General features: G+C 71.7%; 14 protein-coding genes. 9 read left to right on the top strand and 5 right to left on the bottom strand.

Going from position 1 to position 16,542, the window contains the following annotated elements; genetic code table 11:
• Positions 1 to 7 precede the first annotated feature (7 nt).
• Entirely contained in the window at positions 8 to 619 is a 612-nt protein-coding gene (locus M1L56_RS13120; RefSeq protein WP_248599569.1) for a class I SAM-dependent methyltransferase, read from the bottom strand.
• A 41-nt stretch (positions 620 to 660) separates the two neighbouring features.
• On the opposite strand from M1L56_RS13120, the gene hflX reads away from it, so the two are divergent.
• The 3 genes from hflX (at position 661) to metE (ending at position 5,802) form a co-directional block, all read left to right on the top strand.
• Positions 661 to 2,190 (top strand): GTPase HflX, encoded by a 1,530-nt coding sequence (gene hflX / locus M1L56_RS13115; protein WP_067949235.1) that lies wholly within the window; start codon positions 661 to 663, stop codon positions 2,188 to 2,190.
• 283 nt (positions 2,191 to 2,473) lie between these two features.
• Positions 2,474 to 3,460, top strand: a complete 987-nt coding sequence (locus M1L56_RS13110; protein ID WP_248599568.1) for a methylenetetrahydrofolate reductase — start codon at positions 2,474 to 2,476, stop codon at positions 3,458 to 3,460.
• Positions 3,457 to 5,802 carry a 5-methyltetrahydropteroyltriglutamate--homocysteine S-methyltransferase gene (gene metE, locus M1L56_RS13105; protein WP_248599567.1) on the top strand — a complete coding sequence of 782 codons (2,346 nt, stop codon included), beginning with the start codon at positions 3,457 to 3,459 and terminating at the stop codon, positions 5,800 to 5,802. Before M1L56_RS13110 ends, metE begins: the two co-directional genes overlap by 4 nt.
• A gap of 96 nt (positions 5,803 to 5,898) precedes the next feature.
• On the opposite strand, the gene lexA is transcribed toward metE, so the two are convergent.
• Entirely contained in the window at positions 5,899 to 6,591 is a 693-nt protein-coding gene (gene lexA, locus M1L56_RS13100) for a transcriptional repressor LexA (protein WP_369798143.1), read from the bottom strand.
• Between the two features lie 294 nt (positions 6,592 to 6,885).
• Here lexA and M1L56_RS13095 point away from each other — a divergent pair, with 294 nt between their 5' ends.
• From M1L56_RS13095 to M1L56_RS13070, 6 genes are all read left to right on the top strand, one after another.
• Positions 6,886 to 7,224, top strand: coding sequence for a LysM peptidoglycan-binding domain-containing protein (locus tag M1L56_RS13095; protein WP_248599566.1), 339 nt, complete (start codon positions 6,886 to 6,888; stop codon positions 7,222 to 7,224).
• A 68-nt stretch (positions 7,225 to 7,292) separates the two neighbouring features.
• The gene (locus M1L56_RS13090) at positions 7,293 to 8,390 is read left to right on the top strand and encodes a histidinol-phosphate transaminase (RefSeq protein ID WP_248599565.1); all 1,098 of its coding nucleotides are present in this window, start codon (positions 7,293 to 7,295) and stop codon (positions 8,388 to 8,390) included.
• A gap of 44 nt (positions 8,391 to 8,434) precedes the next feature.
• Positions 8,435 to 9,049 (top strand): imidazoleglycerol-phosphate dehydratase HisB, encoded by a 615-nt coding sequence (gene hisB, locus M1L56_RS13085; protein ID WP_248599564.1) that lies wholly within the window; start codon positions 8,435 to 8,437, stop codon positions 9,047 to 9,049.
• Entirely contained in the window at positions 9,046 to 9,684 is a 639-nt protein-coding gene (gene hisH, locus M1L56_RS13080; protein WP_067949226.1) for an imidazole glycerol phosphate synthase subunit HisH, read from the top strand. The genes hisB and hisH overlap by 4 nt, the downstream gene beginning before the upstream one ends.
• A 102-nt stretch (positions 9,685 to 9,786) precedes the next feature.
• Positions 9,787 to 10,533, top strand: a complete 747-nt coding sequence (gene priA, locus M1L56_RS13075; RefSeq protein ID WP_067949224.1) for a bifunctional 1-(5-phosphoribosyl)-5-((5-phosphoribosylamino)methylideneamino)imidazole-4-carboxamide isomerase/phosphoribosylanthranilate isomerase PriA — start codon at positions 9,787 to 9,789, stop codon at positions 10,531 to 10,533.
• Positions 10,517 to 11,323: an SseB family protein gene (locus M1L56_RS13070; protein WP_248599563.1), complete on the top strand. Its 807-nt coding sequence runs from the start codon at positions 10,517 to 10,519 to the stop codon at positions 11,321 to 11,323. Before priA ends, M1L56_RS13070 begins: the two co-directional genes overlap by 17 nt.
• A gap of 429 nt (positions 11,324 to 11,752) precedes the next feature.
• On the opposite strand, the gene M1L56_RS16130 is transcribed toward M1L56_RS13070, so the two are convergent.
• The 3 genes from M1L56_RS16130 to M1L56_RS13055 form a co-directional block, all read right to left on the bottom strand.
• Positions 11,753 to 13,417 carry a dynamin family protein gene (locus M1L56_RS16130; protein WP_248599562.1) on the bottom strand — a complete coding sequence of 555 codons (1,665 nt, stop codon included), beginning with the start codon at positions 13,415 to 13,417 and terminating at the stop codon, positions 11,753 to 11,755.
• Entirely contained in the window at positions 13,414 to 15,282 is a 1,869-nt protein-coding gene (locus tag M1L56_RS13060; protein WP_248599561.1) for a dynamin family protein, read from the bottom strand. Before M1L56_RS13060 ends, M1L56_RS16130 begins: the two co-directional genes overlap by 4 nt.
• A gap of 110 nt (positions 15,283 to 15,392) precedes the next feature.
• Positions 15,393 to 16,481: an IniB N-terminal domain-containing protein gene (locus M1L56_RS13055; protein WP_248599560.1), complete on the bottom strand. Its 1,089-nt coding sequence runs from the start codon at positions 16,479 to 16,481 to the stop codon at positions 15,393 to 15,395.
• Positions 16,482 to 16,542 lie beyond the last annotated feature (61 nt).

The raw sequence follows: 16,542 nt of genomic DNA, 5'->3' as shown, positions 1-16,542 counted from the left end.
GCGACGGTCAGGCGTCGCGCGTGACCGTCAGGATCCGGAAGCCCTTCGACGAGGCGGCCCGCGCCACGGTCCACCCGTCGCCGAACTCCTCGGCCAGCCAGCGCTGCAGCGAGTCCGAGCCGAGATGCTTCTGCACGACCAGCCACGCGGTCGCGCCGACGTCGAGGCGCGGCAGCCACCGCCGGAGCAGCGCGTGCAGCTCGGCCTTGCCGATCCGGATCGGCGGGTTCGACCAGATCGCCGCGAAGCGGACGTCGTCGGGAACATCGTCGGGCATCGCGGCGTTGACATTGACGAGGCCGAGACGTCGGGCGTTCCGACGCACGAGGTCGAGCGCCCGCTCGTTGACGTCGACGGCCCACACCGTGGCATCCGGCGACTCGAACCCGAGGGTGATCGCCACCGGCCCCCATCCCGACCCGAGGTCGAGCAGGTGGCCGGATGCCGGAGGCTCGGGCACCTCGCCGAGCAGCACCTGCGTGCCGGCATCGACGTGGCCGGGACTGAACACGCCGCCCGCCGTGACCACCTCGACGTCGCGACCGGCGAGGCGGACGGGGATGGTGCGGAGCGAGCCGTCGTCGGCGGGCTTCGACGAGAAGTACTGCTCCTGCGGCATACACGGGAACCTATCGCACGAACGGAAGTAGGCTGGACCAGATGAACGACGCTGCACACGAGACCTCCGACGACGCCGTCGAACGCGTGCTGCGCAGCGCCGAGACGCGCGCCGGCATCGCACGCTTCGGCGGCGGCGACGCCACCGCCATCCAGCGCGACGGCCTCGACCGGCCGGGCGACGGCGACGGCTACGACGGCGAGCAGTACGACCGCGAGGAGCGCGCGGCGCTCCGCCGCGTGGGCGGCCTCTCGACCGAGCTCGAGGACGTCACCGAGGTCGAGTACCGGCAGCTGCGGCTCGAGAACGTGGTGCTCATCGGCGTGTACGCCCAAGGCTCCCTCGAGGACGCCGAGAACTCCCTTCGCGAACTCTCGGCGCTCGCCGAGACCGCGGGAGCCCGCGTGCTCGACGGCGTGCTGCAGCGCCGCCCGCACCCCGACCCCTCGACCTACCTCGGCCGCGGCAAGACCGAGGAGCTCCGGCACATCGTGGCCGCGCTCGGCGCCGACACGGTCGTCGCCGACACCGAGCTCGCGCCGAGCCAGCGGCGTGCGCTCGAGGACGCGGTCAAGGTGAAGGTGATCGATCGCACGGCCGTGATCCTCGACATCTTCAGCCAGCACGCCAAGAGCCGCGAGGGCAAGGCCCAGGTCGAGCTCGCGCAGCTCGAGTACCTGCTCCCGCGCCTCCGCGGCTGGGGTGAGTCGATGTCGCGGCAGGCCGGCGGCCAGGTCGGCGGCGCCGGTGCGGGCATGGGCTCCCGTGGTCCCGGTGAGACCAAGATCGAGCTCGACCGCCGCCGCATCCACTCGCGCATGGCGCGCCTGCGCAAGCAGATCGCGGGCATGAAGCCGGCGCGCGACGCCAAGCGGGCCAACCGCAAGCGCAACGCGGTGCCGTCGGTCGCGATCGCCGGATACACCAACGCGGGCAAGTCCAGCCTGCTGAACCGCATCACCGGCGCGGGCGTGCTCGTCGAGAACGCCCTGTTCGCGACGCTCGACGCGACCGTGCGGCGCAACACGACCGCCGACGGCCGGGTCTACACGATCGCCGACACGGTCGGCTTCGTCCGCAACCTGCCGCACCAGCTCGTCGAGGCGTTCCGGTCGACCCTCGAGGAGGTCGCGGACGCCGACCTCGTGGTGCACGTCGTCGACGCCGCCCACCCCGACCCCGCGAGCCAGATCGCGACCGTCCGCGACGTCATCGGCGAGGTCGGCGCACGCGACATCCCGGAGCTCGTGGTCTTCAACAAGGCCGACCTCATCACGCCCGAGGACCGCCTCGTGCTGCAGGGGCTCGAGCCGAACGCCGTGTTCGCCTCCGCGCGGACGGGCGAGGGCGTCGCCGAGGTGCTCGAGGCGATCAGCCGCATGCTGCCCGATCCGGCGGTCGAGGTCGACCTGCTGGTGCCCTACGACCGGGGCGACATCGTGTCCACGCTCCACGAGACCGGCCGGGTGCTCTCCACCGAGTACGTCGAGGACGGCACGCGCATCCGCGCGCTGGCCTCGCCCGAGCAGGCCGCGCAGCTCGCGGAGTTCCGCATGGGCGCGCTCGCGTAGCATCCGCTCACCCGGCGGCCCGGTCCGACCATCGCGTCGACCGGGCCGTCGTCGTGTCGGCGGCGATGCGGGGCCGACCGGTCACGCGTCGTAACAACCCGGGCGGATGCCGCGCGCCGGGCGTATCGTCGCACCAGATCGTGGCGAGCGGCCGGATGCCGCCCGCCTGGAGCGACCGCCGAGCCCGGCACCCGCCCGCGAGACCCACCCGCCGTGACGGCCGGTCGGGCGCGGCGTGCCGTGCGTCCGACCGACCGGTGCGGCATCCGTCACCTGGAGCACCATGACCGGAACCGGACCCGACGACGGCGACCGTCGGCCTCGGCCGCCGATCTCGTTCGAGCTCTTCCCGCCGCGGACCGACGCCGCCGCGCTCGCCCTCGGCCGCACCATCGACCGGCTCGCCGAGGTCGACCCGGCGTTCATCTCGGTGACGTTCGGTGCGGGCGGGTCGTCCCGCGACCGGTCGCTCACGGTGCTGCGGTACATGCTCGAGCACACCGACGTCGAGCCGATGGCCCACCTCACGTGCGTCGGCTCGAGCCACGCCGAGGCCAACCGGCTCGTCCGCGAGTTCCTCGATGCCGGGGTGACGAGCTTCCTCGCGCTGCGCGGCGACCCGCCCGTGGGCGCCGGACCGGACACGGGTCTCGGCGACCTGCGGAGCGCGGCCGAGCTCGTGCAGCTCATCCACCGGGTGCAGGAGGAGCGCGAGCCGTTCGGCCAGGTCGGGATCCCCGGGATCCCCGGGGCGACCCGCATCCTCGACCGCCCGCGTCCGGAGCGGGTCGCCGTCGCGGCGTTCCCGACCGGGCACCCGCGATCGCGCGGCATCGGGCAGGACGTCGACGTGCTCCTCGCCAAGGAGGTCGCGGGCGCCAACCTCGCGATCACCCAGCTGTTCTGGCACGCCGACGACTACCTCGGCTTCGTCGAGCGCGCCCGCGCCGGCGGCGTGACCATCCCGATCCTGCCGGGGATCATGCCCGTCACCACGCCGGGGCGACTGTCCCGCCTGCAGGAGCTCACGGGCGTGCCCGCGCCGAGCGAGCTCGCGATCCCGCTCGAGATCGAGCCCGACGCCGATGCCCTGTTCGACCTCGGGGTCGACTTCGCCGCCGACCTCGCCCGCGAGGTGCTCGACGGCGGGGCACCCGGTCTGCACCTGTACACCTTCAACCGCCACGAGGCCGTGCTCGCCGTCCTGGACCGGCTCGGCATCCGAACCCCCGCCCACGCGGGCACCGAGAGGAACACGAGAGAACGATGACCGCACCCGCCTTCCCCGCCGGAACCATCCTCGGCTACCCCCGCATCGGGCGGCGCCGCGAGCTCAAGCACGCCGTCGAGGCGTTCTGGGCCGGCCGCATCGACGCCGACGAGCTCGAGCGCACCGCCGCCGGGCTCCGCGCCGCCACGCGCGAGCGACTCGCCGCGCTCGGCCTCGGCCGCACCGACTCGGCGATCCCCGAGAGCTTCTCGTACTACGACCAGGTGCTGGACGCCGCGGTCGCGGTCGGGGCGATCCCCGCGCGCTTCCACCGGCTGCTCGACGCCGACGGACGTCTCGACCTCGCCGGCTACTTCACCGTCGCGCGCGGCGAGGGCGCCGACGCTCCGCTCGAGATGACGAAGTGGTTCGACTCGAACTACCACTACCTCGTGCCCGAGATCGGCCCCGACACGGCGTTCGCGCCCCACGCGGAGGCGCTCGTGGCGCAGGTCCGCGAAGCCCGCGAGGCCGGGTTCGCGACCCGGCCGGTCCTCGTCGGTCCGGTCACGTTCCTGCTCCTGGCCAAGGCGGCGGATGACGCGCCCGAGGGCTTCCGCCCCATCGATCGCCTGGCCGACCTGGTGCCCGTGTACCAGCGGCTCCTCGACGAGCTCGCCCGCGCGGGTGCCGATTGGGCGCAGCTCGACGAGCCCGCCCTCGTGAGCGAGAGCCTCGACGAGCCGCGCGAACGCGTCCTCGAGGCGGTCGGGATCGCGTACGACGCGCTCGGCGCGCGCGACGACCGCCCGGCGATTCTCGTCGCCGCCCCGTACGGGTCGCTCGACGACGCCCTGCCCGCGCTCGCGTCGACCCCGGTCGAGGCGATCGCCTTCGACCTGGTCCGCGGCGACCTGCCGGACCGGCTCGACGGGGTCACCGAGGAGGCGCTCGCCGGGAAGACCCTGGTCGCGGGCGTCGTCGACGGCCACAACATCTGGCGCGGCGACCTCGAGCGCGCGTTCGAGCGCGCGGAGGCGCTCCGATCGCGTTCCGGCTCCGTCGCCGTGTCGACGTCGACGTCGCTGCTGCACGTGCCGCACGACGTGGAGGACGAGTCCGCGCTCGACGCCCGCCTCGTGAGCTGGCTCGCGTTCGCCGACCAGAAGGTCGCCCAGGTCGCGGTGCTCGCGCGCGGCCTCGCCGAGGGCCGCGACGCGATCGCGGCCGAGCTCGACGCGGCATCCGTCGCCCTCGCCGACCGCGCCGCCGCCCCGGGCGTGCGCGTGCCGGCGGTGCGGGACCGCCTCGCCGCCCTCGACGCCGGCGCCTTCGCCCGCGCCGCCTACGAGGCCCGCGTCGCCGCGCAGGAGGACCTCGACCTGCCCGCGCTGCCGACGACGACGATCGGGTCGTTCCCGCAGACGGCCGACATCCGTCGCGCCCGCGCCCGGCTCGTGAAGGGCGAGCTGACGGATGCCGCCTACCGCGAGCTCATGCGCGAGGAGATCGCGCGCGTCATCCGCCTGCAGGAGGACCTCGGCCTCGACGTGCTCGTGCACGGCGAGCCGGAGCGCAACGACATGGTGCAATACTTCGCCGAGCTGCTCGACGGCTTCGCGGTCACGCAGCACGGCTGGGTGCAGTCGTACGGCTCGCGGTGCACGCGCCCGTCGATCCTGTGGGGCGACGTGTCGCGTCCGGCGCCCATGACGGTCGAGTGGTCGGCGTACGCGCAGTCGCTGTCGGACAAGCCCGTGAAGGGCATGCTCACGGGTCCCGTGACGATCCTCGCGTGGTCGTTCGTCCGCGACGACCAGCCGCTCGGCGACACCGCGCGTCAGGTGGCCCTCGCGCTGCGCGACGAGATCGCCGACCTCGAGGCCGCCGGCATCCGCGTGATCCAGGTCGACGAGCCGGCCCTGCGGGAGCTGCTCCCGCTGAAGCGCGCCGACCAGCCCGCCTACCTCGACTGGTCGGTCGGCTCGTTCCGGCTGGCCACGGGCGGCGCCGCGCCCGCGACGCAGGTGCACACCCACCTCTGCTACTCCGAGTTCGGCGTGGTCATCGACGCGATCCGCGAGCTGGACGCCGACGTGACCTCGATCGAAGCGGCGCGCAGCCGTATGGAGGTCGTCGACGACCTCGCCGCGAGCGGCTTCGACCACGGCGTCGGCCCGGGCGTCTACGACATCCACTCGCCGCGGGTGCCGAGCGTCGAGGAGGTCCGCTCGCTGCTCGAACGCGCCGTCGACGGCGTGCCGGCCGGTCGCCTGTGGGTGAACCCCGACTGCGGGCTCAAGACCCGCGGGTACGACGAGACGGTGGCGTCGCTCGCGAACATCGTCGAGGCCACGCGCGCGGTGCGCGAGGGGGTCGCGGTCGGCGCGACCGCCGGCTGAGCGGAGCAGCGGGGCGGATGCCGCGGCGCGCGCTGCGGCATCCGCCCCTCGCCATGCCCGGTGCCGGGCCGCGACCGACGTCGGAGGGGTCGGAGCTCAGACCGCCCGCAGGACCGCCACGACCTTGCCGAGCACCTCGGCCTGATCGCCGAGGATCGGCTCGAACGCCGTGTTGCGGGGGAGCAGCCAGGTGTGGCCGTCGCGCTGGCGGAAGACCTTGACGGTCGCCTCGCCGTCGAGCATCGCCGCGACGATCTCGCCGTTCTCGGCCGTCGGCTGCGAGCGCACGACGACCCAGTCGCCGTCGCAGATCGCGGCATCGATCATCGAGTCGCCGACGACCTTGAGGATGAACAGCTCACCCTTGCCGACGAGCTGGCGGGGGAGCGGGAACACCTCTTCGACCTGCTGCTCGGCCGTGATCGGCACGCCTGCGGCGATGCGCCCGACGAGCGGCACCATCGTGGCGTCGCCGACCGACGGCGCCTCGGCGACCGTGGGCTGGCGCGACTCGGTGCCCGGGGCGTCGATGAGGATCTCGAGCGCACGCGGACGGTTGGGGTCGCGGCGCAGGTAGCCGGCGAGCTCGAGCTGGTTGAGCTGGTGCGTGACGCTCGAGAGCGACGACAGGCCGACCGCGTCGCCGATCTCGCGCATGCTCGGCGGATAGCCGCGTTCGGCGACCGACCCGCGGATGACCTCGAGGATGGCCAGCTGCTTGGCGCTCAGCCCCTTGCGCCGCCGCGATCGACCGCTCGCGCCCGGTGCCCGGTCGATGTCGATGCTCACGTCGTGGCCTCTCGTCGGGGCCGCCGTGGCCCGGATGTCGGTGGTCGGTGTTCGACTGTCGTCGGACATTCGAAACTGTATCCGCCTGATGCGCTCGCGACAAACATCCGTTCGAGTGTGTCGCGCGATTCGGGGCCGAAACTCCCACCCACGGTCCTTGCAGGTGCGAATGTTCGAAGATATATTCGGAACACAGCTTCGCATCCGGCCCTCCCGGCCGAGGGCCGGATGCGGGCTCTCCCGAGGAGGTGCGGAATGAGTGCAGTGGTCATGAGGCCCACCGGTGGTCCGTCGGTGCCAGCGTTCGGCGCATCCGGCGTGCGCACGCGGCTCCGGCTGACGCGTCGTGGTCGGGTCGTCCTGACCGGGCTCGCCGCCGTGCCGATCGTCATCGCCGTGCTCGTCGGGGCGCTGTCCTCCGGCGGTGCCGTCGCGGGCATCGACGACGGGGGCGCGCCCGTCGCCTTCGAGACGATCGTCGTCGGGGCGGGCGACACGCTCTGGGGCATCGCCGAGACGATCGCGCCGTCGGAGGACCCCCGCGAGGTGATCCTCGAGATCATGCGGCTGAACGGCCTGGCGACCGCGGTGGTCCAGCCCGGTCAGGAACTCGCGCTGCCCGTCGTCGACTGAATCCGGGCGCCGCGTCACCGGCGGTCGCACTCGGCATTCCGGGATCGGCGCGCGGATAGCATTGATCGGTGACGAGTCTCGACGACCTGCCCATCCGCGACGACCTGCGCGGCAAGTCCCCGTACGGTGCGCCGCAGAAGCACGTGCCCGTGGCGTTGAACGTCAACGAGAACACCCACCCGATCCCGGAGGACGTCGCCCACGACATCGTCGCCCGGGTCGCCGCTGCGATCATCGGGCTCAACCGCTACCCGGACCGCGAGTTCAGCCGGCTCCGCGTCGCACTCGCCGAGTACCTCGGCCACGGCCTCGCGCCCGAGCAGCTCTGGGCGGCGAACGGGTCCAACGAGGTGCTGCAGCACATCCTGCAGGCCTTCGGCGGACCCGGGCGCACGGCGCTCGGCTTCGGCCCCACGTACTCGATGTACGGGCTCCTGGCGTCGGGCATCGGCACCGGGTGGATCACCGCCGACCGCGACGCCGACTTCGAGCTCACCCCCGAGACCGCCGTCGCGGCCATCGAGCGCCACGACCCCGACATCGTCCTCCTCTGCTCGCCGAACAACCCCACGGGCACGCCGCTCACCCTCGAGACGATCGAAGCCGTCGCCGACGCGGCGCGCGGCGTGGTCGTCGTCGACGAGGCCTACCAGGAGTTCGCCGATCCCGGGTCGCCGAGCGCGCTGACCCTGCTGCCCGGGCGGCCGCGACTGCTCGTCTCGCGGACGATGAGCAAGGCCTTCGCGTTCGCCGGGGCCCGCGTCGGCTACCTCGCCGCCGACCCCGCCGTCATCGATGCGCTCCGGCTCGTGCGCCTGCCGTACCACCTGTCGGCCCTCACCCAGGCGGCCGCCCTCGGGGCGCTCGCCCACGCCGACGAGATGCTGGCGATGGTCGACGAGATCCGCGCCCAGCGCGATCGCATCACCCGCGAACTCACGGCGCTCGGCTACCGGCCGTACCGCAGTGGCGCGAACTTCGTGCTGTTCGGCGGCGTGGACGACCCGCACGCCGTGTTCGAGGCGCTGCTCGAGCGCGGCATCCTGATCCGCGAGATCGGGCTGCCCGGCTGCCTGCGAGTCACCGCGGGAACCGAGGCGGAGACGACCGCGTTCCTCGAGGCGATGGCGGCGTTCGCGCCGCCGGCATCCGCTTCGACCCCCTGACCACCGCCCGGGCATCGCACGGGCTGCCTGAATAGGATGACCGCATGACCACCGACCGCCCCGCGCGCACCGCGCGCGTGCAGCGCGAGACCAGCGAGTCGAGCATCGACCTCTCGATCGACCTCGACGGCACCGGCCGCAGCGACATCGAGACCACCGTGCCGTTCTACGACCACCTGCTCACGGCGTTCGCGAAGCACTCGCTGACCGACCTCACCGTGCGCGCGAAGGGCGACGTCGAGATCGACGTGCACCACACCGTGGAGGACGTCGCCATCGTCCTCGGCACCGCGATCCGGCAGGCACTCGGCGACAAGCGGGGCATCTCCCGCTACGGCGACGCGCTCGTCCCGCTCGACGAGGCGCTCGCCCAGGCCGTGGTCGACATCTCGGGGCGGCCGTACCTCGTGCACACGGGCGAGCCGGCCGGATACGAGTTCCACCTCATCGGCGGGCACTTCACCGGGTCGATGGTGCGGCACGTGTTCGAGGCGATCACCTTCAACGCGGGGCTCACGGTGCACGTGACGGTGCTGGGCGGGCGCGACCCGCACCACATCGCCGAAGCCGAGTTCAAGGCGTTCGCACGCGCGTTCCGGCAGGCCAAGGCGCACGATCCGCTCGTGAGCGGCATCCCCTCGACGAAGGGCGCGCTGTGAGCCGCACCCCTCGCGTGGCGGTGCTCGACTACGGCTCGGGCAACGTGCACTCGGCCGCGAAGGCCCTCGAGCGCGCGGGTGCGGAGGTGCAGCTCACCGCCGACCGGCGCGCCGTCATGGAGGCCGACGGGCTGCTCGTGCCGGGCGTGGGCGCGTTCGCGGCCGTGATGGACGGGCTCCGGGCCGTCCGGGGCGACGAGCTCATCGACCGGCGCCTCGCCGGCGGTCGCCCGGTGCTCGGCATCTGCGTGGGCATGCAGGTGATGTTCGAGCACGGCGTCGAGCGCGGCGTCGACACCGAGGGGCTCGGCGAGTGGCCGGGCACCGTGCGCGAGCTGCCCTCCGAGGTGCTGCCGCACATGGGGTGGAACACGGTCCGACCCGACGAGGGGTCCGTGCTGTTCCGCGGACTCGAGGGCGAGCGCTTCTACTTCGTGCACTCCTACGCCGCGCAGGAGTGGCACCTCGACGTCATGCCGCCGTTCCCGCAGCCGAGGCTGACCTGGGCCGAGCACGGCGGGCGGTTCCTCGCCGCAGTCGAGAACGGCCCGCTGTCGGCCACGCAGTTCCATCCCGAGAAGTCGTCGGATGCCGGCATCCGACTGCTCGCGAACTGGATCGGCTCGTTCGCCTGACGGCGGTGGGCCTTCGGTTCGTCATGACCGGCACGCAGCGGGCTAGGATGCTGTGACTGTGCCGAAGTCGCGATTCTCGCGGCATCCGATTCGAGGACAGTGATGAGTGAGTTCAGCAAGAGCCCCCGCCTGGTACTGCTTCCCGCAGTCGACGTGGCAGGGGGCAAGGCGGTCCGCCTGACGCAGGGCGAGGCGGGCACCGAGACCAGCTACGGCGACCCCGTGGACGCCGCGGCGGACTGGGCCGACCAGGGCGCCGAGTGGATCCACCTCGTCGACCTCGACGCCGCGTTCGGTCGCGGGTCGAACGCCTCGGTCCTGAAGAAGGTGATCAAGCAGGTCCGCGGCGTGAACGTCGAGCTCTCGGGCGGCATCCGCGACGACCGGTCGCTCGAGCACGCGCTCGCGATCGGTGCCAAGCGCATCAACCTCGGCACGGCCGCCCTCGAGAACCCGGAGTGGGCGGCGTCGGTCATCGCGCAGTACGGCGAGGCCATCGCGATCGGCCTCGACGTTCGCGGGCACACGCTCGCGGCGCGCGGCTGGACCAAGGACGGCGGCGACCTCTGGCACGTCATGGATCGCCTCGAGGAGGCGGGCGCGGCGCGCTACGTCGTGACGGATGTCACCAAGGACGGCACGCTGCAGGGGCCGAACCTCGAGCTGCTCCAGCAGATCATGGAGCGCACGCGCCGGCCCGTCATCGCGTCGGGCGGCGTCTCGAGCCTCGACGACATCGCCGCGCTGCGCCAGCTCGTGCCGCAGGGCCTCGAGGGCGCCATCATCGGCAAGGCCCTCTACGCGGGCGCGTTCACGCTGCCCGAGGCGCTGGATGTCGCATCCCACTGACCCTGCCGCCGACTCGGCCGGGCGCCCGTGGGCCGGCCGGTCGTTCCAGTCGAACCCGCATGCGGGCGATGACGGGCGGATGCCGCCGGAACTCGGGGCCGCGCTCGAGCGCTTCCGCTCGGGCGACGGGGGGCAGGCCGACGTGGTCGCCGCGTTCGGCGGCTCGCGCCTGCTGATCCCGCTGCTCGCCGAGCTCGGCGACGGCGGGACCGAGGTCGGCGCCCACGGCCATGCGGTCGACAAGAGCCAGGAGCTCTCGATCGTCACGGTCGAGGGCCCCGACGGTCGGCGCGTCCTTCCCGTGTTCGGGTCCGTCGAGGCGATGTCGCGCTGGAATCCCGAGGCCCGGCCCGTCCCGGCGGACGGCGTTCGCGTCGCGCTGGCGGCCGCCGACGACGGCACCGAGCTCGTCGTGCTCGACCCGGGGAGCCCCACCGAGTTCGTCCTGCGCCGACCCGCCGTCTGGGCGGTCGCGCAGCAGCAGCCGTGGCGGCCGCCGTTCGAATCGGCCGACGTGCGCGAGGCGTTCGAGCGCTCGGTGTCCGGGGAACTCGCCGTGGTCGGGGTCGACCTCCTGGCCGGCGACGCGGACGCGCGGCTGCGCGGCCCCGAGCTGGTCGTCAGGCTGCGGCTCGTGGCCGGCCTCACCCGCGCCGAGCTCGACGCCGTCACCACGCGGCTCGCGCGCCGATGGGCAGCGGATGACGCGATCGCCACCGGCGTGGACTCGCTCACCGTGCGACTGACGGGCGACGTGGCGGAGCCCCCGTCGCCGGGGAGCCTGCCGTAGGCTGACGACATGACCGACGCCTCCGGGGGGAACGAGCGTCCACCGCAGACCGACGATGCGCGCGGCAGCGCCGACGAGCCGGCTCCGCCCGAACGTCCGCCGCTCGTCGACGAACGGCGCCCGCCGGTGCTCAAGGCCGTGCCGCCGCCGCGATCGGTGCGGGTCTCGCGCGCATTGTGGCTGATCAGCTTCACGGCCGCCGCCGCCGCCATGCTGATCGCGTTCCTCTCCCACGAGTCGATCGCGGCGGAGCTCGAGGAGACGTTGCTACGGCTCTCCCCGGGGTACGACGAATCACGGATCTCGACCCTGGTCGACGTGATCTACTGGGCGTGCATCGCCGGGCTCGGGGTGGTGGTGACCCTCGAGGCGATCCTCCTCGCGATGATCCTGAACCGTCGTGGCGGGGCTCGCTGGGGTCAGCTGGTGCTACTCCTGGTGCACGCCGGCGTGGCGCTCGTCGGCAGTGCCTTCCTCACGGTGACGGAGTTCGGGCTCCTCGTGGAGGTGCTGCTGATCGGCGGCTTCGGATGCGCCCTCGCCGGGTGGATCGCCGGCTTGTTCCCCAGCGCCGCCCACTGGTTCCGCACTGCGGGCGAGGTGCAACCGGCGACGCTCCACTGAGGTCGGACCGGCCGCGATCACGAGCGCTTCGCAGCTGCGAGTGACGACATCGCAGGCCTCCGCGGCCGCGCCGTCGAGCAGCGGGCTGCCCGAGAGGGCCCGCCAGCGCTGCAGCGCGGCGACCGCCGCCCGGTGGACGTCTTCACGTGGTGCGTCGGGCGGCAGTCCCAGGCGGTCCTCGACGCTCGTGCCGGCGGCACCGATCAGGCGTTCTGCTTCGGCCGACTCCGCCGGTCCCAGGCCGAGTCCCGTGGTTCGGGCCGCCGAGAGCAGGGCGAGCTCGCGGAGCTCGTGCGCATTCGACTCGAGCCGTTCGATCGAACGCTCGATGAGGGACGCCGCGGTGGGCGGGCGCTCTCCGATCAGAGCCCGAAGGGCAGCCAGCGCGGAGCTGGCCTTCAGCGCGTCGGCGCGGGACCGGAACTGCCCGCCGACCAGGTGGACGAGGTCGTCCATCCCGGAACGTCGGTAGAGCTCATCGGCCAGCGCGGTCGCATCGTGGTGGCCGGCGCGGATCGAGACCGCGGCCATGCGGATTCCGAACATCCCGAAGCGCTGCAGCAGGTTGCGCCGCTCGTCCGCCGTCACGTCGATGGGGGCGTCGTCGCGGACGAAGCGATCGACCGACACCAGCATCCGCTCCCGGTCGCTCCGGCCGAGCCGCGCCAGACGGCGGAGCGCGTCGAACTCGTGCTCGCGGAGCGTCCGGGCCGACTGGGCGAGCAGCCCGGCGATCGGCACCACGTCGAGCGCCAGCGAGCGCAGTGATCCGTCGCTTCGGTAGCGTTCGGCGATCGAGCGCGCCGACAGCAGCGCGTCGATGCGTCCGGCGCCGATCTCGTCGGCGCGCGAGAGCACCGCGATCGCGTTCACCGTGCGCGACCGCGCCACCGCGGTGTCGTGGAATGCGGACAGGAAACCGACGTCCGCCGAGTGCATGTGCCTCGTCAGGTACACGATGGCATCGGCCTCCGACGGCGTGGACTCGGGCGTGAGGAAGGCAGCCGACCGAGCCGAGATGTCCGACGAGAGCGAGGCGATGCCGGGCGTGTCGATGAGCGTCACGTCTTCCAGCCGGCCGGACGGCCATTCGACGACGACGCGATCCACCTCGTCGGGCGTGGACGGCTCGAGGTCGATCAGCAGCCGCCCGTCCACCCGCCGGACGGGGAGGGAGCGGACGCCTCCGTCTCGGAGGTGCACCGTGATGCTGGGCGCGGTCCCGTGCCGGTACCAGACGATGACCTTCGTGCACTCTCCGGCATCCGTGGGAGCGATCTCCTCGCCGATCACGGCATTCAGCAGGGTGGACTTGCCTGCCTTGACCATGCCCGCGATCGCCACGCGCAGCGGTTCGTGCAGCCGCGACCGCTGCTCCCCGATGCGGGCGAGTGCCGCCGCGTCCCCCGCGTAGTGCTCCGCCGCGAGGTCGAGGAGGTCGTCCGCCTGATCGAGGAGGCGTGCGCTCACGCCGGGCCACCTCCGGCCGCGGCGGAGGACGTCGCATGCCGCGCGCGACTCGGGTCGGTGACGCCTTCGATCGACCTCGCCTTGCTCGAGAGGGCGTCGACCTGCTTCAGGTCAGCGCGCAGTTGCTGAATGCGTCGTTCGCGGTCGCTCGCGTACATGTTCGCCGCCTTCTGCGCCGCGAGCACCGAGTCGGCCAGGGAGCGATGGTGCTCCTCGGCGATCGCGGTGAAGTGATCGCGGGTGATGCGCTGAACGAGCCGGAGGCGGTCGCGCAGCTGCTTGCCCACCTGGAAGATGATCTCGTCGACCTGCCGCCGGATGAGCGTCTTGGCTTCGGCACGGCGGCGCTGGAGCCGGTTCTCGACGTCCTCCTTGTACGCCTTCCGGCCGATGACCGCACCGGCCGCCAACGAGAGCGGGTTGATGAGCGACATTCCGACGATGCTCGTGATGATGCCCACCATCAGCACGCCGCCGTACGAACCGCGGAGCCCGATGTAGAACTTCTGCATCGGGCCGAGCCGGCCCGGGTCGAGTTGCGACATGTCGTCGACGGCGTCGAGCACCTCATGCGTGTCGTCGACGTGGATCTGGGGGAGCGTGACCTCCTCCTCGTTGAAGTGGCGAGCCACCTTCGCGGAGAGCCACTGCGCGCGCTCCTGGGTCCACACGAACGTGTCGGTGACGGCTGAGGAGACGCGCTGCTCGAACCAGTCGACGAGTTCGTCCCAGATCGGACCCGGATCGCCTTCGTCGATGGCCTCCTCGGCCTCGCGCTGGATCGTGCGGAGCCGGTCACGGAGGTCGTGCTCCATGTCGGCGATGAGGTCGGTGGCGCCATCATTGAGGGTCGTCTGCCAGCGCGACGAATTGCGCCGCAGCTCATCGGCCCGCGCTTTCGTCGTCTCCAGCTTCGCAACGATCTCCGGCGTCTTCTCCGGGCTCAGCAGGGCGCTCAGCTCGGAGTCGATGGACAGCCGCAGGTGCTCGGTCGTCGAGACGAGGTCTGCGGCCGCCGAGCGACGCTGGAGCAGCTCCGCCTTGCCGACGACGTCGCGCCGGAGGTAGGCGATCAGCTCGGTGAAGCCCGACTCGGCGTTGAGTTCGGCGTCCGAACCCTGCAGCGCCGTGAGTCGCAGGTTCGACGAGATCGGGAAGATCGGGATGTCCGGGTCGATGGAGGCCAAGTGCGCGCGGTCGAGCTCCTCCACCTGGCGCCATTGCGGATACAGGTCGATCTTCGTGAGGACGCACGCGACGTTCGGCGAGATCCGCATCGCGTGGCGGAGGAACTGGATCTCGGGCTCGGTGAACTCCTGCGATGCGTCCGAGACGAACAGCATCGCGTGCGCCGAGGGCAGGGTCGCGAGCGTCGTGATGGCGTGCGCCGAGTTCAGTCCACCGACACCCGGGGAGTCGATGAGCGTCAACCCGCTCTTCAGCAGCTTGCGTGGAAGCACGACTTCGGCCGAGGCGACATCCGTCTCGGTGCCCCGCCCGCCCCGCTCGGACACGTACTTCGCGAGCTCGGTGATCGGGATCTCGGTGCGCTGCGACCGGCCGTCCGCCTCGAGGGTTCCGCCGATCGCGCTGGTGGAGAGGACGGAGGCCGAGGCGCGCTCGCCGTAGCGCACCGTCGTGGGCACCGCGGTCGCGATGTCGTCGTCGACCGGGCACACCGGGGCGTTCACGAGGGCATTGATGAGCTGGCTCTTGCCCTGCTTGAACTCGCCGACCACCATGACGCGGATGTTCGGGTCCTGCAGTCGATCACGGGTCTGCTCGAGGCGGCGGCGCAGGTCGGGCCGCTCTCCGGTTCCGGCGAGGGCGATGCCCCGGTCCACGAGTTCGATGAGTTGCTGCACCGTTGCACTTCCCGTTCGACGATCTTCGGTTGGTTCCCCTGGCTGACGGGCGGATTCGGCCCGGCGCGAAAGGTACTCGCGCCGGGCCGAATCACCGGTTCAGATGGTCGTCACAGAGCGACGTCCTCGACGTTGACGTCGACATCGGTCAGGTCGCCGGGGCCGACCTCGAGGTTGTTGTCGTTGAACGAGTCCTCGACCTCGACCTCGGTCGAGTTGTCGGTGTTGCCGATCTCGTTGTCGTTGAACGAGTCCTCGACCTCGACCTCGACCGAGTTGTCGGTGTTGCCGATCTCGTTGTCGTTGAACGAGTCCTCGATGTCGACCTCGATCGAGTTGTCGATCGAGTTGTCGACCGAGTTGTCCTCGTTGAACGAGTCCTCGATGTCCACGTCGATGTCCGTCGAGTTGTCCTGGAACGAGTCTTCGATCTCGACCGAGTTGTCGACCGAGTTGTCCGTGTTGAACGAGTCCTCGATCTCGACGTCGAGCTCGTTCTCGGTGTTGAACGAGTCCACCGCGATGTTGGTCGTCGAGTTGTCGACCGAGTTGTCGGAGTTGTCGTTGAACGAGTCCTCGATGTCGATCTCGGTCTCCTCGTTGAAGGAGTCCTCGATGTCGACGTCGATGTCGGTGTTGTACGCGTCGACGACGGCGTTGCCGCTGGCGGCGATGGCGCCGTCACCGGAAGCCGTGGTCGAGTTGTTCTCCACGTTGTTCTCGACGGCGACCAGGCTGTCGTTCGCCCAGACGTTGGTGTTCACCGACTGGTCGTTGATCACGTCGCGGTCGTCGATGTACGAGTAGTTGTTCACGACGCTCATGATCTTCTGGACGGCCGAGTAGTAGTCGCCGTCGCCGCCGCCGTGGTGGTGGCCGCCCCCGCCGTGGTGGCCGCCGCCGTGGTGGCCGCCGCCGCCCCAGCTTCCGCCGCCGCCGCCGCCGCCCCAGCCGCCGCCCCAGGCTCCGCCGGAGGCGCCGCTGTCGATGCTGTTGCCGCCGGTGTTGTACTCGCGGTTGCCGACCGGCGAGAAGTCGAGCGCGACGGGCAGGACGGCGTCGACGTCAGCCGCGCAGATCCCGTTCAGGCCGGCGTTGGTCAGCGCGCTGTCCGGGTCGGCCCGGAACTCCGAAGCGGCCTCCGGGTCGCGCAGCAGGCCCATCAGGAAGTCCAGCAGCGCGGTCGTGATGTTCGACATGATCGATCTCCTCCATACGTTGAGATGGCGATGACCGACATCCGCGTCGGCCCCCCGTCAA

Source organism: Agromyces sp. C10 (assembly GCF_023217995.1).
Classification (GTDB): Bacteria; Actinomycetota; Actinomycetes; order Actinomycetales; family Microbacteriaceae; genus Agromyces; species Agromyces indicus.
The sequence above is the reverse complement of the archived record's forward strand: the minus strand, read 5'-3'. Positions and strand labels throughout refer to the sequence as shown.

Bases quoted from the DNA above. Each gene is read 5' to 3' on its own strand.
- M1L56_RS13120 (WP_248599569.1), bottom strand. From the start codon at position 619: ATGCCGCAGGAGCAGTACTTCTCGTCGAAGCCCGCCGACGACGGCTCG.
- hflX (WP_067949235.1), top strand. From the start codon at position 661: ATGAACGACGCTGCACACGAGACCTCCGACGACGCCGTCGAACGCGTG.
- M1L56_RS13110 (WP_248599568.1), top strand. From the start codon at position 2,474: ATGACCGGAACCGGACCCGACGACGGCGACCGTCGGCCTCGGCCGCCG.
- metE (WP_248599567.1), top strand. From the start codon at position 3,457: ATGACCGCACCCGCCTTCCCCGCCGGAACCATCCTCGGCTACCCCCGC.
- hisB (WP_248599564.1), top strand. From the start codon at position 8,435: ATGACCACCGACCGCCCCGCGCGCACCGCGCGCGTGCAGCGCGAGACC.
- priA (WP_067949224.1), top strand. From the start codon at position 9,787: ATGAGTGAGTTCAGCAAGAGCCCCCGCCTGGTACTGCTTCCCGCAGTC.
- M1L56_RS13070 (WP_248599563.1), top strand. From the start codon at position 10,517: ATGTCGCATCCCACTGACCCTGCCGCCGACTCGGCCGGGCGCCCGTGG.
- M1L56_RS13055 (WP_248599560.1), bottom strand. From the start codon at position 16,481: ATGTCGAACATCACGACCGCGCTGCTGGACTTCCTGATGGGCCTGCTG.